16 protein-coding genes are annotated in these 17,931 nt (G+C 70.4%); 6 read left to right on the forward strand and 10 right to left on the reverse strand.

Annotated features, from left to right (window positions below):
• Positions 1–141: 141 nt before the first annotated feature.
• The 6 genes from hflX to miaA form a co-directional block, all read right to left on the reverse strand.
• A complete protein-coding gene (hflX, locus tag AB0I83_RS29605; RefSeq protein WP_356538188.1) occupies positions 142–1,662 on the reverse strand; it encodes a GTPase HflX in 1,521 nt (506 codons plus the stop codon).
• 133 nt (positions 1,663–1,795) lie between these two features.
• A complete protein-coding gene (locus tag AB0I83_RS29610) occupies positions 1,796–3,289 on the reverse strand; it encodes a M1 family metallopeptidase (RefSeq protein ID WP_363306824.1) in 1,494 nt (497 codons plus the stop codon).
• Between the two features lie 94 nt (positions 3,290–3,383).
• Positions 3,384–5,528 carry an HD domain-containing protein gene (locus tag AB0I83_RS29615; protein ID WP_363306825.1) on the reverse strand — a complete coding sequence of 715 codons (2,145 nt, stop codon included), beginning with the start codon at positions 5,526–5,528 and terminating at the stop codon, positions 3,384–3,386.
• Positions 5,529–5,668: 140 nt separating this feature from the next.
• The gene (gene dapF, locus AB0I83_RS29620; protein ID WP_363306826.1) at positions 5,669–6,541 is read right to left on the reverse strand and encodes a diaminopimelate epimerase; all 873 of its coding nucleotides are present in this window, start codon (positions 6,539–6,541) and stop codon (positions 5,669–5,671) included.
• A gap of 74 nt (positions 6,542–6,615) precedes the next feature.
• Positions 6,616–7,053, reverse strand: coding sequence for a hypothetical protein (locus AB0I83_RS29625; protein WP_356538200.1), 438 nt, complete (start codon positions 7,051–7,053; stop codon positions 6,616–6,618).
• A gap of 107 nt (positions 7,054–7,160) precedes the next feature.
• Entirely contained in the window at positions 7,161–8,099 is a 939-nt protein-coding gene (gene miaA, locus AB0I83_RS29630; RefSeq protein WP_363306827.1) for a tRNA (adenosine(37)-N6)-dimethylallyltransferase MiaA, read from the reverse strand.
• 157 nt (positions 8,100–8,256) lie between these two features.
• Between miaA and AB0I83_RS29635 the strand changes: the two genes are divergently transcribed.
• A complete protein-coding gene (locus AB0I83_RS29635; protein WP_356538198.1) occupies positions 8,257–8,505 on the forward strand; it encodes an antitoxin in 249 nt (82 codons plus the stop codon).
• Positions 8,506–8,573: 68 nt separating this feature from the next.
• On the opposite strand, the gene AB0I83_RS29640 is transcribed toward AB0I83_RS29635, so the two are convergent.
• On the reverse strand, positions 8,574–9,293 hold the full coding sequence (locus tag AB0I83_RS29640) for a class III extradiol dioxygenase subunit B-like domain-containing protein (protein WP_363306828.1): 720 nt from the start codon (positions 9,291–9,293) through the stop codon (positions 8,574–8,576).
• A 14-nt stretch (positions 9,294–9,307) separates the two neighbouring features.
• Positions 9,308–10,822 carry a tRNA (N6-isopentenyl adenosine(37)-C2)-methylthiotransferase MiaB gene (gene miaB, locus AB0I83_RS29645; RefSeq protein WP_356537052.1) on the reverse strand — a complete coding sequence of 505 codons (1,515 nt, stop codon included), beginning with the start codon at positions 10,820–10,822 and terminating at the stop codon, positions 9,308–9,310.
• 98 nt (positions 10,823–10,920) lie between these two features.
• On the opposite strand from miaB, the gene AB0I83_RS29650 reads away from it, so the two are divergent.
• Positions 10,921–11,919 carry a TAXI family TRAP transporter solute-binding subunit gene (locus AB0I83_RS29650; RefSeq protein ID WP_363306829.1) on the forward strand — a complete coding sequence of 333 codons (999 nt, stop codon included), beginning with the start codon at positions 10,921–10,923 and terminating at the stop codon, positions 11,917–11,919.
• Between the two features lie 46 nt (positions 11,920–11,965).
• On the opposite strand, the gene AB0I83_RS29655 is transcribed toward AB0I83_RS29650, so the two are convergent.
• Both AB0I83_RS29655 and AB0I83_RS29660 read right to left on the reverse strand, forming a co-directional pair.
• Entirely contained in the window at positions 11,966–13,360 is a 1,395-nt protein-coding gene (locus AB0I83_RS29655) for a HAMP domain-containing sensor histidine kinase (protein WP_356537048.1), read from the reverse strand.
• 14 nt (positions 13,361–13,374) lie between these two features.
• Entirely contained in the window at positions 13,375–14,067 is a 693-nt protein-coding gene (locus AB0I83_RS29660) for a response regulator transcription factor (RefSeq protein WP_363306830.1), read from the reverse strand.
• A gap of 343 nt (positions 14,068–14,410) precedes the next feature.
• Here AB0I83_RS29660 and AB0I83_RS29665 point away from each other — a divergent pair, with 343 nt between their 5' ends.
• From AB0I83_RS29665 to AB0I83_RS29680, 4 genes are all read left to right on the forward strand, one after another.
• Positions 14,411–15,196 carry an amino acid ABC transporter ATP-binding protein gene (locus AB0I83_RS29665; RefSeq protein ID WP_363306831.1) on the forward strand — a complete coding sequence of 262 codons (786 nt, stop codon included), beginning with the start codon at positions 14,411–14,413 and terminating at the stop codon, positions 15,194–15,196.
• 77 nt (positions 15,197–15,273) lie between these two features.
• Positions 15,274–16,110 carry a glutamate ABC transporter substrate-binding protein gene (locus AB0I83_RS29670; protein WP_363306832.1) on the forward strand — a complete coding sequence of 279 codons (837 nt, stop codon included), beginning with the start codon at positions 15,274–15,276 and terminating at the stop codon, positions 16,108–16,110.
• A gap of 98 nt (positions 16,111–16,208) precedes the next feature.
• The gene (locus AB0I83_RS29675; RefSeq protein ID WP_363306833.1) at positions 16,209–16,877 is read left to right on the forward strand and encodes an amino acid ABC transporter permease; all 669 of its coding nucleotides are present in this window, start codon (positions 16,209–16,211) and stop codon (positions 16,875–16,877) included.
• Positions 16,874–17,788: an amino acid ABC transporter permease gene (locus AB0I83_RS29680; protein WP_363306834.1), complete on the forward strand. Its 915-nt coding sequence runs from the start codon at positions 16,874–16,876 to the stop codon at positions 17,786–17,788. Before AB0I83_RS29675 ends, AB0I83_RS29680 begins: the two co-directional genes overlap by 4 nt.
• Positions 17,789–17,931: the final 143 nt, after the last annotated feature.

The following is a 17,931-nucleotide window of genomic DNA, read 5'->3' on the forward strand; positions in this document are numbered from 1 at the left end:
CATGGGCGTCTACGACTCCGTCAGCAAGAAGTCCGGGGGGGGTTTGGAGTTCACGCGCGGTTGTCCCTGGTGGGCCGGCCCCCCCCCGGGGGGGTGGCCCGGCCCTCATGCGATGCGGCGCCTTCGCCGGTTGTTACCGCGTCAGTGTGCGACCACCGCGAACATCCCCAGATCCGCGGCGAGTTCCTCGTGGACCAGGGCCTTGAGCAGGGTGCCCTCCGGGGTGTGCTCCTCGGAGACGACCTCGCCCTCGGCGTGCACCCGGGAGACGAGCGCACCCTGGGTGTACGGCACGAGCGCCTCGATCTCGACGGACGGCCTCGGCAGCTCGGCGTCGATCAGCGCGAGGAGCTCGTCGATGCCGGCACCGGTCCGTGCCGATACGGCGATCGCGTGCTTCTCGGTGCGCAGCAGCCGCTGGAGCACCAGCGGGTCGGCGGCGTCCGCCTTGTTGATGACGACGACCTCGGGGACGTCGACCGCGCCGACCTCCCGGATCACCTCGCGCACGGCGGCGAGCTGCTCCTCGGGCACCGGATGGGAGCCGTCCACCACATGGAGGATCAGGTCGGATTCACCGACCTCCTCCATGGTGGAGCGGAAGGCCTCCACGAGGTGGTGGGGCAGGTGGCGTACGAACCCGACTGTGTCGGCCAGGGTGTAGAGCCGCCCGCTGGGTGTCTCCGCCCGGCGCACGGTCGGGTCCAGGGTGGCGAACAGGGAGTTCTCCACGAGGACACCCGCACCGGTGAGGCGGTTGAGCAGTGAGGACTTCCCCGCGTTGGTGTATCCGGCGATGGCGACCGAGGGCACCTTGTTGCGCCTGCGTTCCTGGCGCTTGATCTCGCGGCCGGTCTTCATCTCCGCGATCTCCCGGCGCATCTTCGCCATCTTCTCGCGGATGCGGCGCCGGTCCGTCTCGATCTTGGTCTCACCGGGACCACGCGTGGCCATGCCGCCACCGCCGCTGGAACCGCCACCGCCCATCTGCCGGGACAGCGACTGACCCCAGCCGCGCAGGCGCGGCAGCATGTACTGCATCTGTGCCAGCGAGACCTGCGCCTTGCCCTCACGGGACTTGGCGTGCTGGGCGAAGATGTCGAGGATCAGGGCGGTCCTGTCGACCACCTTGACCTTGACGACGTCTTCCAGGTGGATCAGCTGGCCGGGGCTGAGCTCACCGTCGCAGACGACGGTGTCGGCCCCGGACTCGAGAACGATGTCGCGCAGCTCGAGCGCCTTGCCCGAGCCGATGTAGGTCGCCGGATCGGGCTTGTCGCGACGCTGGAACACGGCGTCGAGCACCTGGGCACCCGCCGTCTCGGCGAGTGCCGCGAGCTCCGCCAGGGAGATCTCCGCGTCGTGGACCGTCCCGGACGTCCAGACACCGACGAGCACGACACGCTCCAGGCGCAGCTGCCGGTACTCGACCTCGGTGACGTCCTCGAGCTCGGTCGAGAGTCCCGCTACACGGCGAAGGGCGGCGCGCTCGGATCGGTCGAGCTGGTCGCCGTCCCGCTCTCCGTCGATCTGGTGGCTCCAGGCGACGTCCTCTTCCATCAGGGCGTCGGCCCGAAGGCCCTCGGTGAGGCTCTCGGATACGGATTCCGTGGCGCTCTGCGCGTCCTGCGCGTCCTGGGGAACAGAGGAAGAGGAGGTCATTGGATCCTTACGTCGATAGAAGTCCGTTACGCCAGTCACAACGCGTGACACAGCCGGAAGATTCCCACGGGTGGGTCGCACCGGCCGGCCGCCGTGCCGACCCGTCGATACTGGCATGTCCCCGCACGGCCCGTCATCGGGATTTCGGTGCTTTCGCGGGGCTCCGCCCGTCAGCCGCCGCGCTGCGGGGCGTGTCGCTGCGCCAGTCGGGGTGCCCCGGCATCGGCGGGGTCTTCTTCCCGTACAGCCAGCCGTCGAAGAACGCCGTCAGGTCCCGGCCGGCGATCCCCGACGCCAGGTCGGTGAACTGGCGGGTGGTCGCCGACGCGTCCCGGTGCTCCCGTACCCAGGTCCGCTCCAGGCGGTCGAACGCGGCTTCGCCGATCTCCTCCCGCAGCGCGTACAGGATGAGCGCGCTGCCGTCGTAGACGACCGGCCTGAACAGGCTGATCTTGTGGTCGGGGGTGGGGACGTCGGGGTGGGCCGGCGGGCCGCCCGCGGCGCGCCAGGCGTCGGAGCGGGCGTAGGCCGCCCGCATCCGCCGCTCCAGCGGCTTGTCGGCGTGCTCCTCCGCGTATCGGGCCTCGTACCAGGTGGCGTGTCCCTCGTTGAGCCACAGGTCGGACCAGGAGTGCGGCGAGACGCTGTCGCCGAACCACTGGTGGGCGAGCTCGTGGACCATGACGGAGTCGACGTACCACTCGGGGTAGCCGGTGCCGGTGAAGAGGGAGCGCTCGAACAGCGAGAGCGTCTGGGTCTCCAGCTCGAAGCCCGTCTCGGTGTCCGCGACAAGGAGCCCGTACGCCTCGAAGGGGTACGGGCCGACCTGCTCCTCCATCCAGGCCAGCTGTCCCGGGGTCTTGCGCAGCCAGGGCTCCAGCTTCTCGCGGTCGGCCGCGGGTACCACGTCTCGCACGGGCAGCCCGTTCGGTCCGGTGCGCCGGAGCACGGCGGAGCGGCCGATGGACACCTGGGCCAGTTCGGTGGCCATGGGGTGGCGGGTGCGGTAGGTCCATGTGGTGGCACCCGCGTGGTGCCGCTTCCCGGCCGGCAGGCCGCCCGCCACGACCGTGAGGTCGTCGGGCGCGGTGACCCGGAAGGTGAAGTACGCCTTGTCGGCGGGGTGGTCGTTGCCGGGGAAGACCCGGTGCGCGGCGTCGGCCTGGTTGGCCATGGCGAGCCCGTCCGAGGTCGGGACCCAGCCGCCGTTCGCCTTCTCCCCCGAGGGGTCGCTGGTGTGCCGGACGGTGATCCGCACGGGCGTTCCCGAGGACAGGCGGACGGGTGTCCGGACGACCAGGTCCTCCTGTGCGGTGGCGAACTCGGCTTTCAGTCCGTCGACTTCCACGGAGCGCACGGTGCCACGCGCGAAGTCGAGGTTGATGCGGTCGAGCGCTGCGGTGGTCCGTGCGTCGATCGTCGTGACGGCTTCGAGCGGCTTGGTGTTGTCGCCCTTGTAGACGAGCGAGATGTCGTACGAGAGGACGTCGTAACCAGGGTTGCCGAGGTGTGGGAACAGGCGGTCGCCGATGCCGAGCGGTTCGGGTGCGGGCAGGGTGGCGGCGACGAGGGTGAACGACGCGGTGGCCAGCAGGGCGGCGCGCAGTCGGCGCGAGGGGAGCGGCATGGACTACGGCTACCAGCGCGCACCGTCCGCGCGGGGGTGGCGCGCGCCGCACCACCCGAACGGGGTCGGCGGGACCCGGCAGGGAGAAGCGAGCTCAGCCGGTGGCGGCGGGCTGCTGGGCGCGGCTCACGTCGTACACGCCGGGTACGTCGCGCATCGCCCGCATGAGGCCCGGCAGCCCCGCCGCGTCCGGCAGCTGGAGCGTGTAGGTGTGCCGGACGCGCTGTTCGCTGGGCGGTTCGACGGTCGCGGCGACGATGGCCGCGTCCGCGGCGGCGATGGCTTCGGTGAGGTCGGCGAGCAGCCGGGGCCGGCCGAAGGACTCGGCGACGAGCGTGACCCGGTAGTCCGCGGCGTCGCTCCACTCCCCCGGGTCGTTCCAGCGGGCTCCTACGGCGGCCCGTCCGAGCGCCCTCATCCGGGCCACTGCCGGGCACTCGTCGCGGTGCACGGTGACGGCGCCGCCGCGCACGGTGAATCCGACGATGCCGTCCGGTGGGACGGGCGTGCAGCAGCCGGCGAGCCGCACCGGTGCGCCCGCCCGGTCGACGGCCACACCCGGGTCCCCGCCGGCCGGCCGGCCGCGGCTGTCGGCCGCCTCGTCGGTGGGCTGCGCCGGCGGTCGCGGCGCGGCGGCGCCGCCGTGGAGCCCCTGCACGCCGTCCGGATGGGCGTCCAGCCATGCCGTGATCGCGATCCGCGCGGTGGGGGTGCGGACGTGGTCGAGCCACTCGGGCGAGGGGCCGGACGAACCGTCGTGGGCGAGCAGGAGCTGCACGGTGTCACCGTCGTTCAGTACGGTGCTGAGCGTGGCCAGACGACCGTTGACACGGGCCCCGATACAGCCGTGCGCCTCCTCGCCGTACTGCGCGTAGGCGGCGTCGACGCAACTGGCACCGGCGGGCAGCCCGAGCGTCCCGCCGTCGGTGCGGAAGACGGTGATCTCCCGGTCCTGCGCGAGGTCGGCGCGCAGCGTGGTCCAGAACGTGTCGCTGTCGGTGGCGGATTCCTGCCAGTCCAGGAGGCGGGAGAGCCAGCCGGGCCTGGTCGGGTCGGCACGTTCCCCGTCGGCGGGCTCGGCCTGGTGCACGGCGTTGGTGCCGTCCTGGGTGTAGGGGTTGCCGAGCGCGACGACCCCGGCCTCGGCGACCTTGTGCATGCGGTGCGTGCGGATGAGGACCTCGGCGACCGCGCCCTCGGGACCGACGACGGCGGTGTGGAGCGACTGGTAGAGGTTGTACTTGGGAGCCGCGATGAAGTCCTTGAACTCGGAGATCACCGGAGTGAAACAGGTGTGCAGTTCGCCCAGGACCGCGTAGCAGTCGGCGTCCTCACCGACCAGCACGAGGAGTCGGCCGAAGTCGGTGCCGCGCATCTCGCCCCGTTTCATCCTGACCCGGTGGACCGACACGAAGTGCCGCGGCCTGATGAGGACTTCGGCGCTGATGCCCGCATCCCGCAGGGTCGCCCGGACGCTGTCGGCGATGTCCGTCAGCGGGTCCTGGGTGCCCTCCCACGCGGCGACCAGGGCGTGGGTGCTCTCGTACTCCGAGGGGCGGAGGATCGCGAAGACGAGATCCTCCAGCTCCGTCTTGAGCGCCTGGACGCCCAGGCGTTCGGCGAGCGGGATGAGTACGTCACGGGTGACCTTGGCGATCCTGGCCTGCTTCTCGGGACGCATGACACCGAGGGTTCGCATGTTGTGCAGCCGGTCGGCGAGTTTGATCGACATGACCCGGACGTCGTTGCCGGTGGCGACGAGCATCTTGCGGAAGGTCTCGGGCTCGGCGGCGGCGCCGTAGTCGACCTTCTCGAGCTTGGTGACACCGTCGACCAGATAGCAGACCTCGTCGCCGAACTCCTGACGCACCTGGTCCAGCGTCACCTCGGTGTCCTCGACCGTGTCGTGGAGCAGGGAGGCCGTCAGGGTCGTCGTCTCGGCGCCGAGTTCGGCGAGGATCAGGGTGACCGCGAGCGGATGGGTGATGTAGGGCTCACCGCTCTTGCGCATCTGACCGCGGTGGGAGGACTCGGCCAGGACGTAGGCCTTGTGCAGAACGGCCAGGTCGGCGTCCGGGTAGTGCGCGCGGTGCGCCTCCGCGACGTGCCCGATGGCAGCGGGAAGCCGGTCGCGGGAGACCGGCCCCAGCAGGGCGACACGGCCCAGCCTGCGCAGGTCGATCCGTGCGCGACCGCGCTTGCGAAGGGGAGCACCTGGATTGGCGGCCTCTGCGCTCATGGGGCACCTCCGGCGACGTCGACCGGCGAGGAGGGGATGCGGATACACCCCCGGGCCGGTGCTTGATGCTATCGACCCCACCACGTGGCGCAGTCCAGCTCTCGTCCAGCGTGAAACGGATCACCCATTCGAGCGAAGCTCTAACCGATCATCGTTTCGAGCCACGCCGAGTCGATCACGCCCTCGGCGACGATGACCGCGGGGCCCGCCATGTCGATCCCGCCGTCGGGGTGTTCGGTGATCACCAGGGTGCCTCCGGGAAGGTCCACGGTGTACGTCGCCGGGGCTCCGGTCAGCGCCGGGTCGGCGCCGTCCCTGCGTGCGGCGGCGACGGCAACGGCGCAGGCGCCGGTGCCACAGGAACGGGTCTCGCCGGAGCCGCGCTCGTGGACGCGCATCGCGACGTGCCGCGGGCCGCGGTCGGCGACGAACTCGATGTTGACCCCGTCCGGGTAGACGGACTGCGGGCTGAACGGCGGTACGGAGAACAGGTCACCGGCGTGGTCGAGGTCCTCGACGAACGCGACGGCGTGCGGATTGCCCATGTTCACGTTGCGGGCGTCCCAGCTGCGGCCGCCCACCGTGACCGTGACGCCGGCCTGGGACAGCGCGGCGCGCCCCATGGAGACCGTGATCTCTCCGTCCTCGGCGATGTGCACCCGCTTGACCCCGCCCCGGGTCGCGACGGCCAGATCCCCTTCGGTGGCGAGCCCGGCGCGCCGCAGGTAGCGGGCGAACACGCGCACACCGTTGCCGCACATCTCCGCGACCGACCCGTCGGCGTTGCGGTAGTCCATGAACCACTCCGCCTGGTCGGCCATGCCTTCGGCATCGGGGTGCGCGGCGGACCGCACCACGTGCAGCAGCCCGTCCCCGCCGATGCCCGCCCGGCGGTCGCACAGCCGGGCGACGGCGGAAACAGGCAGGTCCAGGGTGTTGTCGGGGTCGGGAACGATCACGAAGTCGTTCTCGGTGCCGTGGCCCTTGAGGAAGGCGATCTGCGAAGTGCTCACGGACCAACTGTACGAGGCGGCCCTACGCGGGCGTACCGGCCGGGGCGCACGCGCGGCGGGTGGCCCGGCCGACCTCAGCGGAGGCGGGCCACGCGCCAGACGGCCAGCGCGACCAGCACCGCGCAGACGGCGACGTACAGGGCGATGACCCGCCAGTCGGGGCGTTCGTCCGATCCCCGGGAGGGCAGGCCTGGCCAGATGTGGCCCACGCGGCGCGCCGCCATCATGCCCCAGCCCGCCGCGCAGCAGCTGATCAGCAGTCCGAGCATGGCCACCACGGCACCGCCGCCACCGAACTCGAACGCGAGCGGGAAGGCGAACATCAGGGAACCGACCGCTGCCAGGGCCACGATCGGGGCGAGCTGCCAGATCCGCATCCGGCGGGCGGGGCGGAGCTCGACCTCGACCTCGGGGACCCCGTCGTGCTCGTCGGGCCCGTCAGGGCTGAGGCGTCCGGCCCGGTCCTGCGTATCCGGTGCGTCTCGGTCTGTGTCGCGAGGGCCGGCTTCCATCGCCACACGCCCTCCCAACTCGGACTCCACTGGTCGATCGATGCTCGATGATGGCACGCCCCCGGCCGCCGAAATGACGGGCGGAGCGTCCCGATGCCATCACGTGATCAGGCTGTGACCGCTCGTTCGACCAACGCCAGCGCCCGGTGCGGGAGTTCTCCGCGGTGTTCCTCGGCGCCATTCAGCCACTTGACGCGCGGGTCGCGCCGGAACCACGAGTCCTGACGGCGCGCGAAGCGTTTGGTGGCGCGCACGGTCTCGGTACGCGCCTCTTCCTCGTCGCACTCCCCCGCGAGCGCCGCGAGCACCTGCTGGTAGCCGAGCGCGCGGGAGGCCGTACGCCCCTCGCGCAGCCCGAGGGCCTCCAGCGCCCGCACCTCGTCCACGAGCCCGGCCTCCCACATCCGGTCGACCCTGGTGGCGATCCGCTCGTCGAGTTCGGGGCGCTCCACGTCCACACCGATCTGGATCGCGTCGTAGACCGCCTCGTCGCCCGGGAGGTTGGCGGTGAAGGGCTTGCCCGTGATCTCGATGACCTCCAGGGCACGGACGATTCTGCGTCCGTTGCTGGACAGGATGGCGCGGGCGGCCTCGGGGTCGGCCGCCGCCAGCCGGAGGTGCAGGGAGCCGGAGCCGCGCTCCGCGAGCTCCTCCTCCAGCCGGGCACGCACCTCGGGATCGGTGCCCGGGAACTCCAGGGCGTCGATGGCGCCCTTCACGTAGAGACCGGAACCGCCCACCAGGACCGGGGGGCGCCCCTCGGCGAGCAGCCGGTCGATCTCGGTCCGCGCCCTCCGCTGGTATTCGGCCACACTCGCGGCCTCGGTGACGTCCCAGATGTCCAGCAGGTGGTGCGGGACACCGCCCCGCTCGGGCCGGGTCAGCTTCGCGGTGCCGATGTCCATGCCGCGGTAGAGCTGCATGGAGTCGGCGTTGACCACCTCGCCACCGAGCTGCTGGGCCAGGAAGACACCCAGATCGGACTTCCCGGCCGCGGTGGGGCCGACGACGGTGATGACACGGGGGGTGGGAGCTGGTCTTGTCACCGCGACAGTGTCCCAAACTTCAAAGGACGTCCCGAACGCCCCGGGAGGCCCGCTGATCCCCTCGGACGGACAGGTCCGTACGAATACGGCGAGTCACGCGACTTTGGCCACGGACGGGTAAAATGTCACCACAGTTCCCCGGCACGGAAGGTGACCCATGGGTTTCCTGGACAATCTCAAGTCCAAGCTGGCCCCGGCCAAGGAGAAGGTCGGCGACCTCGCGCAGCAGCACGGGGACAAGATCGACCAAGGCCTCGACAAGGCGGCCCGCACGGTCGACCAGAAGACCAAGGGCAAGTACAGCGACAAGATCGTCTCCGGCACGCAGAAGGCCAAGGACGCGGTCGACCGCCTGGGACAGAAGGACGGGGGCGGTACGCCGCCGCCCGCGCCGCCCGCCGCCTGACCCGGCGCCGGCGGACCGGGGCCGTGGAGCGGCGTCGCTCCGCGGCCCCCGGTCCGCCGCGTCCCCGGTCACGACCAGGCGGCCACGACGTAACCCACGCCGTACGGCGCGTCCTCGTACAGCAGACGGCCGTTCAGCGCCGCGCCGCCGGCCGCGCCCGCGAGTACCTGCCACGGGGCCCGCCCCGACGCCTTCAGCTCAGCCGCGAGCGACTCGTCCAGCACGCTCAGCGCGGCCAGGTCCACGGAGCCCAGCGCCGCGGCGGCGACCGCGTCGAAGTCCGCTGCCCGCTCGTCCAGATAGCCGGGGGCCTTGACCGTGCGGCAGGCGCTGCCGTCACCCAGGACCAGCAGGGCCACCCGCTCGGCCCGGTCCGCCAGCTCCGCTCCGGCACGCAGGCAGCGGTCGGCGGGCAGCGACTCCTCGACCCCGAGTCCTTCGACCGGCGCACCCGCCCACCGGGCGTGCTCCAGCAGCCAGGCTCCGACCGCGAGGGACGCCGGGAGCCGGCGCCCCGGGTCGGTGGCCGCGGCAGGCGCCTCGCCCAGCCGCACCGCGAGGTCCACGCCGAACCCCGCGAAGGAGCCGGTCGAACCGGTGGGAAAGGTGCCGCGGTCGTCGGGTCCGGCGGGCCCGGCCACGACGAGCAGATCGGGCTTCGCGGCGGCGAGCACTCCCAGGGCCTGGGTGCACGCGTCCCTGGCGGCGTCGAGTTCGGGCCCGGCTCCCGCGGCCACCTCGGGAACCAGCAGCGGCGGACAGGGGCAGACGGCTGCGGCGACAAGCATGCCGGTCAGCGTACTCAGCCGAGTCCGCAGCCCGGGGCAGCGGGCAGCGGGGCGGGGGCGCCGACGCCGGGCAGGCCCAGCATCACCCCGGCGGGCTGTGCGGCCGGAGCGGCCGTGCGCTTCTCCCAGGCGTCCCCCGACCGGGTGTGCCGGACGCCCAGCGGTGCGCCCTCGGCGAGCAGGTGGTGCGGCGCGGCGTAGGTGATCTCCACGGTCACCACGTCGCCGGGGCGCACGTCCTGGGCCGGCTTGGTGAAGTGGACCAGGCGGTTGTCGGGTGCGCGCCCGGAGAGCCGGTGCGTGGCCCCGTCCTTGCGGCCCTCCCCTTCCGCGACCATGACGTCCAGGGTGCGGCCGACCTGCTTCTTGTTCTCCTCCCAGGAGATCTCCTCCTGGAGGGCGGACAGGCGCATGTAGCGCTCCTGGACGACCTCCTTGGGGATCTGGTCGTCCATGTCGGCGGCGGGGGTCCCGGGTCGCTTGGAGTACTGGAAGGTGAAGGCGTTCGCGAAGCGGGCCTCGCGCACGGCGTGCATGGTCTGCTCGAAGTCCTCCTCGGTCTCGCCCGGGAAGCCGACGATGATGTCGGTGGAGATGGCGGCGTCCGGCATCGCGGCACGCACCTTGTCGATGATCCCGAGGAAGCGCTCCTGGCGGTACGAGCGGCGCATGGCCTTGAGGATCGTGTCCGAGCCGGACTGCATCGGCATGTGCAGCTGGGGCATCACGTTCGGGGTCTCGGCCATCGCCGCGATCACGTCGTCGGTGAAGTCACGCGGGTGGGGCGAGGTGAAGCGGACGCGCTCCAGGCCCTCGATCGCGCCGCACGCCCTCAGCAGTTTGGAGAAGGCCTCGCGGTCGCCGATGTCGGAGCCGTAGGCGTTGACGTTCTGGCCGAGCAGGGTGATCTCGCTGACGCCCTCGGCGACGAGGGCCTCGATCTCGGCCAGGATGTCGCCGGTGCGGCGGTCCTTCTCCTTGCCGCGCAACGCCGGGACGATGCAGAAGGTGCAGGTGTTGTTGCAGCCGACGGAGATCGACACCCACGCCGCGTAGGCGGACTCACGGCGGGTCGGCAGCGTCGAGGGGAACGCCTCCAGGGACTCGGCGATCTCGACCTGCGCCTCCTCCTGGACCCGGGCGCGCTCCAGGAGCACCGGCAGCTTGCCGATGTTGTGCGTACCGAAGACGACGTCGACCCAGGGGGCCCGCCGCACGATGGTGTCGCGGTCCTTCTGCGCCAGACAGCCTCCGACGGCGATCTGCATCCCTGGACGCTTCGTCTTCATCGGGGCGAGGCGGCCGAGGTTGCCGTAGAGCTTGTTGTCGGCGTTCTCACGCACGGCGCAGGTGTTGAAGACGACGACGTCGGCGTCGCCGTCCGAGCCCTCGGGGGCGCGCACGTATCCGGCACCCTCCAGAAGCCCCGACAAGCGCTCGGAGTCGTGGACGTTCATCTGGCACCCGTAAGTGCGTACCTCGTAGCTCTTCTGGACGTCCACTGCTTCGCTCCGGTTGCCGCTGGTCATGGAACAAGGGTAGGTGCTGGCCGCGCCTCTCCCGCCGCCGGAGCCCGGGCCGGGGTCCGGCCTGGCCAGGACGGGGCACCGCCTGGCAGGATCGCGCCATGCTGCACGCACTGACCCGGCTCGGCCGGCGCCGCTCCCTCCAGGGGGGCGCCGCCGCCGCGGTCGTGCTCGGACTGCTGCTGTGGTGGGTGCTTCCGCTGGGTGGCGAGGAGCCGAGCGGCTCGCTCACCTTCTCCACCGGCGTACGCAGCGGGGTCTACCAGCGCTACGGGCAGCGGCTCGAGGGTGCGCTGGCCAAGGACATGCCCAAGGTGTCGATACGGCTGCAGAACAGCGAGGGCTCGCAGCAGAACATCGAACGGGTCGCCACAGGTGAGGCCGACTTCACCATCGCCACCGCCGACGCGGTCGCCACGTATCTGCAGAGCGGACGGCCCGGCGGCGAGCGGCTGCGCGGCTGTGTACGGCTGTACGACGACTACGTCCAGCTGGTCGTGCCCAGGGTCTCGGACATCCGGAAGGTCTCCGACCTGAGGGGCAAGCGGGTCGGCGTGGGCCAGAAGGGCTCGGGTGTGCTCCTCGTCGCGGACCGGCTGATGACGGCGGCGGGCGTCGACCCGGCGGAGGACATCACTCCGGTGCAGGCCGGCATCGACACGATGCCGCAGCGGCTGGTCGACGGAGGACTCGACGCCTTCTTCTGGTCCGGCGGACTGCCGACCGGTGCGGTGGAGGAACTCTCGGAGAGGTACGACGTCAGGCTGGTGCCGTTGGAGACACCCCTGATCAGCGAGCTCCAGGCGGCCGGCGGGTCCACCCGCCACTACAGGTCCGCCGTGATGCCGGCCGACGCCTACGACCACGCGCAGCAGGGGCAGGCCGTGCCGACGGTGGCGGTCGCCAATCTGCTGATCACCACGGACCGCACCGATCCGCTGATGACGGAGGCGTTCACCCGCACCGTGATCGACAGCCGGGACCGGATCGGGCGGGAGGTGCACGCGGCGCAGCTGGTGGACCTGCGTACGGCGATCTACACCGATCCGCTGCCGCTGCACGAAGGGGCCAGGCGCTACTACCGCTCGGCCAAGCCCTGAGCGCGTCCGCGCGGACGGATCACACCGTCACGCGGGCCGCCGCGGCTCACGCGTGCGGAGGGTTGCGCGGCACGGTGACCGTGACCAGCAGTCCGTGCGGCTGGTGCGTGCCGTAGCGGATCGTTCCGCCGCCCGCGGCGAGCAGCGCGCGCGAGATGGAGAGTCCGAGGCCCGACCCCTTGATGTTCTGGTGCCGTCCGCTGCGCCAGAAGCGGTCGCCGACGCGCTCCAGCTCCTGCGCGGTGAGTCCTGGCCCCCGGTCGGCGACGACGACCGTCGTGCCGGTCCCGTCGGACCCCGGCGTGACCCGAACCTCCTCGCCCTCGGGGGTGAACTTCAGCGCGTTGTCGATGACCGCGTCGAGCGCGCTGGAGAGCGCGATCGGGTCGGCCCACCCGGTCACGGCGACCGCGCCGTCCAGGGTCAGCGTCACGCCCCTCTCCTCCGCGAGCGGGCGCCAGGCCGCGACACGTTCGCCGGTGAGCGCGCCGATGTCCGTGAGCCGGATGTCCGCCTCGGCGTGCTCGGCCAGCGCCAGGTCGAGCAGGTCGTCCAGGACGTGCGCCAGCCGCTTGCCCTCCGTGCGCACCGAGGCGATCTCCTCGTTGCCCTCGGGGAGTTCGAGCGCGAGGAGCTCGATCCGCAGCAGCAGCGCGGCCAGCGGGTTGCGCAGCTGGTGGGACGCGTCGGCTACGAAGGCTCGCTGCTGCTCGAGCACGTCCTCGACGTTGTCCGCCATCTCGTTGAACGAACGTGCCAGCCGCCTGAGTTCCGGCGGCCCCCCGGACTCCACGACCCGGGAGCGCATCCGGCCGCTGGCGATGTCGTGGGTGGCCGCGTCCAGGGTCCGTACCGGAAGAAGCACCCAGCCGGTGAGGCGGAAGGCCGCCCCCAGTGCGACCAGCATGGCCAAGGCCTCGCCCAGGACGATGAGCAGCCAGCCGCGCAGGGTCCTGGAGCGCATCTCCCCGGTGGGGGAATCGGTCACGACGACGGCGACCACGTCGCCGTCCCGCACCACCGGCGAGGCGACGGCCAGCCTGCCCTGCTGCCAGGGCCAGACCTGGGCCGGGTCGTGGGACCGCCGGCCGAGCAGGGCCTCCCGGAACGCGTCACGCCCCTCGCCCTCGTCCGGCACGTTCCAGCCGGCCGGGGCCTTGGCCAGAGCCCTGTCGTCGCGGTAGAAGACACCGGCCCTGATCCCGTACACCGAGTCGTAGGCCTTGAGTTCGGTCTGCAGGATCCGCCGCCGTTCGTCCGAGCCCTCGACGGGTTCGCTGACGAACTGGGCGAGTGCGGCGAAGCGGGCGGTGTCGTCGATACGGTCGATGACGACCCGCTGCTGTTCGGCCGCGGCCACCCGCACGGCGAGCGGGACGCCCAGGGCCAGCAGCACGGCGGCCATGAGGACGATGAGCAGGGGAAGGAGGCGGGTGCGCACCGGGCGTTACGTCCTCAGCCCGACGGCGGGACGAGCCGGTAGCCGACGCCCCGCACCGTCTCGATCAGGGCGGGCAGCCGCAGCTTGGAACGGAGTGAGGCGACGTGCACCTCCAGCGTGCGCCCCGTCCCCTCCCAGCTGGTCCGCCACACCTCGCTGATGATCTGCTCCCGGCGGAAGACGACGCCGGGCCGCTGCGCGAGCAGCGCGAGCAGGTCGAACTCCTTGCGGGTGAGCTGGACCTCCTGGTCGTCGACGCTGACCCTGCGGGTGGGGAGCTCGATGCGGACCGGGCCGAGCAGCAGCGCCGCGAGCGGGGTGGGTCCGGTGTCCTCCCCGGCCGTCCTGCGCCGGGCCACGGCGTGGATCCGGGCGAGGAGCTCACCGGTGTCGTACGGCTTCACGACGTAGTCGTCGGCCCCGAGGTTGAGGCCGTGGATCCGTGAGCGGACGTCGGACCGCGCGGTCACCATGATCACCGGGATCGCGGAGCGCTTGCGGATCTTCCCGCACACCTCGTAGCCGTCCTGGTCGGGCAGCCCGAGGTCGAGGAGCACGACACCGAAGGGCTCCTTCTCTGCGGGCAGCAGCGCCTGCAGGGCCTCCTCGCCGCTGCGGGCGTGCACGACCTGGAAGCCGTGCCGCGCGAGAACGGCGGACAGGGCCGCCGCGACGTGGTCGTCGTCCTCGACGAGCAGCAGCCTCAAGAGCCCTCCTCTCCGTTCGCGTCTCGTGGGACGGCCGAACCTATCCGTGATCGTCCGATGGTGTTCCGCCGGGTGAACCTTCGCGTACGGCGACGATTCACGCCGTTCCGCATCAGGGCATCCACGCCGATGACAGGTGCGCCAGTCAAGGCCCTCCCCTTTACCACCGGGTTTCCGTTACCCACCCGGTACGCCGGTGAGCGCGCCGTGTCGTCCTGTTCACGCCGTGTGTGTCGCGGTGAGGCCGGATCGTTATCCTCAATTCTCGCTCAGATGTAATGACGATGATCGCACCACGTCACTAGGGTCCTTCCCTAACCGAGGAGGACGGAGCAAGAAGCCGATGAGCGGAGTTTCAGTGACCAAGGCCGCCGAGGATGCCGCGCCTGCGGGCGACGACCTTGTCGTACTGAGCAACGTCAACAAGCACTTCGGCGCGCTGCATGTGCTCCAGGACATCGATCTGACCATCGCCAGCGGCGAGGTCGTCGTAGTCATCGGACCCTCAGGGTCCGGGAAGTCCACGCTGTGCCGCACGATCAACCGCTTGGAGACGATCGACTCGGGCGCGATCTCGATCGACGGCAAGCCACTGCCCCAGGAGGGCAAGGAGCTGGCCAGGCTGCGTGCCGATGTCGGCATGGTCTTCCAGTCGTTCAATCTCTTCGCGCACAAGACGGTGCTCGAGAACGTGATGCTGGGCCAGGTCAAGGTTCGCGGGACGGACAAGAAGGCCGCCGAGGAGAAGGCCCGGAGCCTGCTCGACCGGGTGGGGGTCGGTGTACAGGCCGACAAGTACCCGGCACAGCTCTCCGGCGGTCAGCAGCAGCGCGTCGCTATCGCACGCGCACTGGCCATGGGCCCCAAGGTCATGCTCTTCGACGAGCCCACGTCGGCTCTCGACCCGGAGATGATCAACGAGGTACTCGAGGTCATGCAGCAGCTGGCCAGGGAGGGTATGACGATGGTCGTCGTCACCCACGAGATGGGCTTCGCCCGCTCGGCGGCCAACCGGGTCGTCTTCATGGCCGACGGAAAGATCGTCGAAGAGGCCACGCCGGACCAGTTCTTCAACAACCCGCACAGTGACCGGGCCAAGGACTTCCTGTCGAAGATCCTTCACCACTGATCCCGCACGGCCGGTCAAGCACGGCTGGACCCGCACCAGCTGATCACCCACATCGCGTCAACACAGGGAATTCCATCATGCAGCTTCGCAAGGTCACCGCCGCCTCGGCCGCCGTGCTCGCCCTCGGCCTCACCGCCACCGCCTGCGGCTCGGGCGACAAGGACGACGCCGCGGGCTCCGGCGGGAAGATCACGATCGGTATCAAGATCGACCAGCCCGGTCTCGGCCTGAAGACGCCCGAGGGCAAGTTCACCGGCTTCGACGTCGACGTCGCCACGTACGTCGCCAAGGAACTCGGTTACGACGCCAAGGACATCGACTTCGTCGAGACGAAGAGCGCCGACCGCGAGACCGCGATCGAGCGCGGCGACGTGAAGTTCATCGCCGCGACGTACTCCATCAACGACGAGCGTCTGCAGAAGGTCGACTTCGCGGGCCCGTACCTCCTCGCCCACCAGGACGTCCTGGTGCGTGCCGACGACGACTCCATCAAGTCGCCCGAGGACCTCAACAACAAGAAGCTCTGTTCCGTCACCGGTTCGACCTCGGCGAAGAACATCAAGGACAAGCTGGCCCCGAAGGCCAAGCTGCAGAACTACGGCGGCTACTCCGAGTGCCTCACCGGCCTGGAGAACAATGCCATCGACGCCCTCACGACGGACGACTCGATCCTCGCCGGATACGCGGCGCAGGAGGCCCACAAGGGCAAGTTCAAGCTGGCCGGCCTGAAGATGACCAACGAGAACTACGGCATCGGCCTGAAGAAGGGCGACGCCGCCCTCAAGAAGAAGATCGACGCCGCGCTGACCAAGATGGTCTCGGACGGTGCCTGGGACAAGGCGGTCGAGACCAACTTCGGTCCCGCCAACTACAAGAACGACGAAGCCCCGAAGATCGGCAACGTCGTCAAGTAGGACCTCCGTCGCCGACCGGTCCGAAGCCGGGCTGACGAGGTGCGCCGCCGCCGAGGCGGCGCACCGAGCCCTCCCCACACGTGGAAGCACGGGAGATCGTGTTCGACTTTCTTGAAGGTTACGACCTACTGGGGGCCTTCTGGGTGACGGTGAAACTCACCGTCTACTCCGCCCTCGGTTCCCTCATATGGGGAACGCTGCTGGCCGGTATGCGGGTCGGCCCGGTCCCCCTGATGCGCGGTTTCAGTACCGCCTATGTGAACATCGTCCGCAATATCCCGCTGACCGTCACCATCGTCTTCGCGTCGCTGGGCCTCTTCCAGACGCTGCAGGTGACCCTCGGGGGCGGAGACGACTTCGACGTCGTCAACTTCCGGCTCTCGGTGCTCGCGCTGGTCCTCTACACCGCCGCCTTCGTGTGCGAGGCGCTGCGGTCCGGCATCAACACCGTGCCGGCGGGCCAGGCCGAAGCGGCACGGGCCCTCGGGCTGAGCTTCACCCAGGTCCTGCGGCTGATCATCCTCCCCCAGGCGTTCCGTTCGGTCGTGAACCCGCTGGCCAACGTGCTGATCGCGCTGACCAAGAACACCACAGTCGCCGCGGCGATCGGTGTGGTCGAAGCCGCGTACCTGATGAAGGACATGATCGAAGCAGAGGCGCAACTGATGCTGATCTCCGCCATCTTCGCGTTCGGATTCATCTGCCTCACCCTCCCGACCGGTCTCCTCCTCGGCTGGGTGAGCAGGAAGGTGGCGGTGAAGCGATGACGACCTCAGTCCTCTTCGACGCGCAGGGACCCCGCGCCAAGCGGCGCAACATCCTCTACACGGTCGTCTTCACCCTGGCTCTCGTGGCTGTGGTCTGGTGGGTCTACACCAGCCTCGACGAGAAGCACCAGCTCGACTGGGTCAAGTGGGAGCCGTTCTTCACGAGCGTCCTGCCGTGGGAGACGTACATCTGGCCCGGGCTCCAGAACACGCTCAAGGCCGCGTTCTTCGCCCTGCTGATCGCACTGCCCCTCGGAGCGCTGTTCGGCATCGGCCGGCTCTCCGACCACCGTTGGATGCGGATGCCGTCCGGCGTCGTCGTGGAGTTCTTCCGCGCCATCCCGGTACTGATCCTGATGATCACGGCGAACGCCGCGTTCTCGGAGTTCACGACGATCGCGAGCGACGTACGTCCGCTGTACGCCGTCGTCACGGGTCTGGTGCTGTACAACGCCTCGGTACTCGCCGAGATCGTGCGGGCCGGGATCCTCTCGCTCCCGCAGGGGCAGACCGACGCCGCGAAGGCGATCGGAATGCGCAAGGGCCAGACGATGCGGTTCGTGCTGCTGCCGCAGTCGGTCACCGCGATGCTGCCCGCGATCGTCAGTCAGATCGTCGTCATCGTGAAGGACACCGCACTCGGTGGCGCGGTGCTCACCTACCCCGAGCTGCTCGCGTCGGTCCGCCCGATGAGCGCGAACTACGGGGCGAACACGATCGCGTGCTTCACGATCATCGCGCTGATCTTCGTCGCGCTGAACTTCGCGCTCACCTCGTTCGCCAGCTGGCTCGAGGGCAGGCTGCGGCGCGGGAAGAAGAGCACGGGCACGGTGATCGGCGCCGGCCCCGACGGGGGCATCAAGGCCATCGGCGAAGCACCGCTCGTCCTCGAGGACGGGCGCGGGGCCTGACGGTCCGTCGATAACTGATCCACGGGGGGCGTCGGCGCGTTACGCCGCGCCCCCCGCCACGTTCCCCGGTCACTTGACGCACGCACCGCCAGTGGGTTGCATACGTTCTGTGATCCCGCCCCGAACGCCCCCCGCCGCCGCCC

It is taken from the genome of Streptomyces sp. NPDC049970, from assembly GCF_040660235.1.
GTDB lineage: Bacteria > Actinomycetota > Actinomycetes > Streptomycetales > Streptomycetaceae > Streptomyces.

Excerpts from the sequence above, each read along its gene's own strand:
- AB0I83_RS29625 (WP_356538200.1), bottom strand. The coding sequence starts at position 7,053 with ATGGAAGCCGGCCCTCGCGACACAGACCGAGACGCACCGGATACGCAG.
- hflX (WP_356538188.1), bottom strand. The coding sequence starts at position 1,662 with ATGACCTCCTCTTCCTCTGTTCCCCAGGACGCGCAGGACGCGCAGAGC.
- miaB (WP_356537052.1), bottom strand. The coding sequence starts at position 10,822 with ATGACCAGCGGCAACCGGAGCGAAGCAGTGGACGTCCAGAAGAGCTAC.
- AB0I83_RS29680 (WP_363306834.1), top strand. The coding sequence starts at position 16,874 with ATGACGACCTCAGTCCTCTTCGACGCGCAGGGACCCCGCGCCAAGCGG.
- AB0I83_RS29665 (WP_363306831.1), top strand. The coding sequence starts at position 14,411 with ATGAGCGGAGTTTCAGTGACCAAGGCCGCCGAGGATGCCGCGCCTGCG.
- AB0I83_RS29615 (WP_363306825.1), bottom strand. The coding sequence starts at position 5,528 with ATGAGCGCAGAGGCCGCCAATCCAGGTGCTCCCCTTCGCAAGCGCGGT.
- AB0I83_RS29610 (WP_363306824.1), bottom strand. The coding sequence starts at position 3,289 with ATGCCGCTCCCCTCGCGCCGACTGCGCGCCGCCCTGCTGGCCACCGCG.
- AB0I83_RS29670 (WP_363306832.1), top strand. The coding sequence starts at position 15,274 with ATGCAGCTTCGCAAGGTCACCGCCGCCTCGGCCGCCGTGCTCGCCCTC.
- AB0I83_RS29650 (WP_363306829.1), top strand. The coding sequence starts at position 10,921 with ATGCTGCACGCACTGACCCGGCTCGGCCGGCGCCGCTCCCTCCAGGGG.
- AB0I83_RS29635 (WP_356538198.1), top strand. The coding sequence starts at position 8,257 with ATGGGTTTCCTGGACAATCTCAAGTCCAAGCTGGCCCCGGCCAAGGAG.
- AB0I83_RS29640 (WP_363306828.1), bottom strand. The coding sequence starts at position 9,293 with ATGCTTGTCGCCGCAGCCGTCTGCCCCTGTCCGCCGCTGCTGGTTCCC.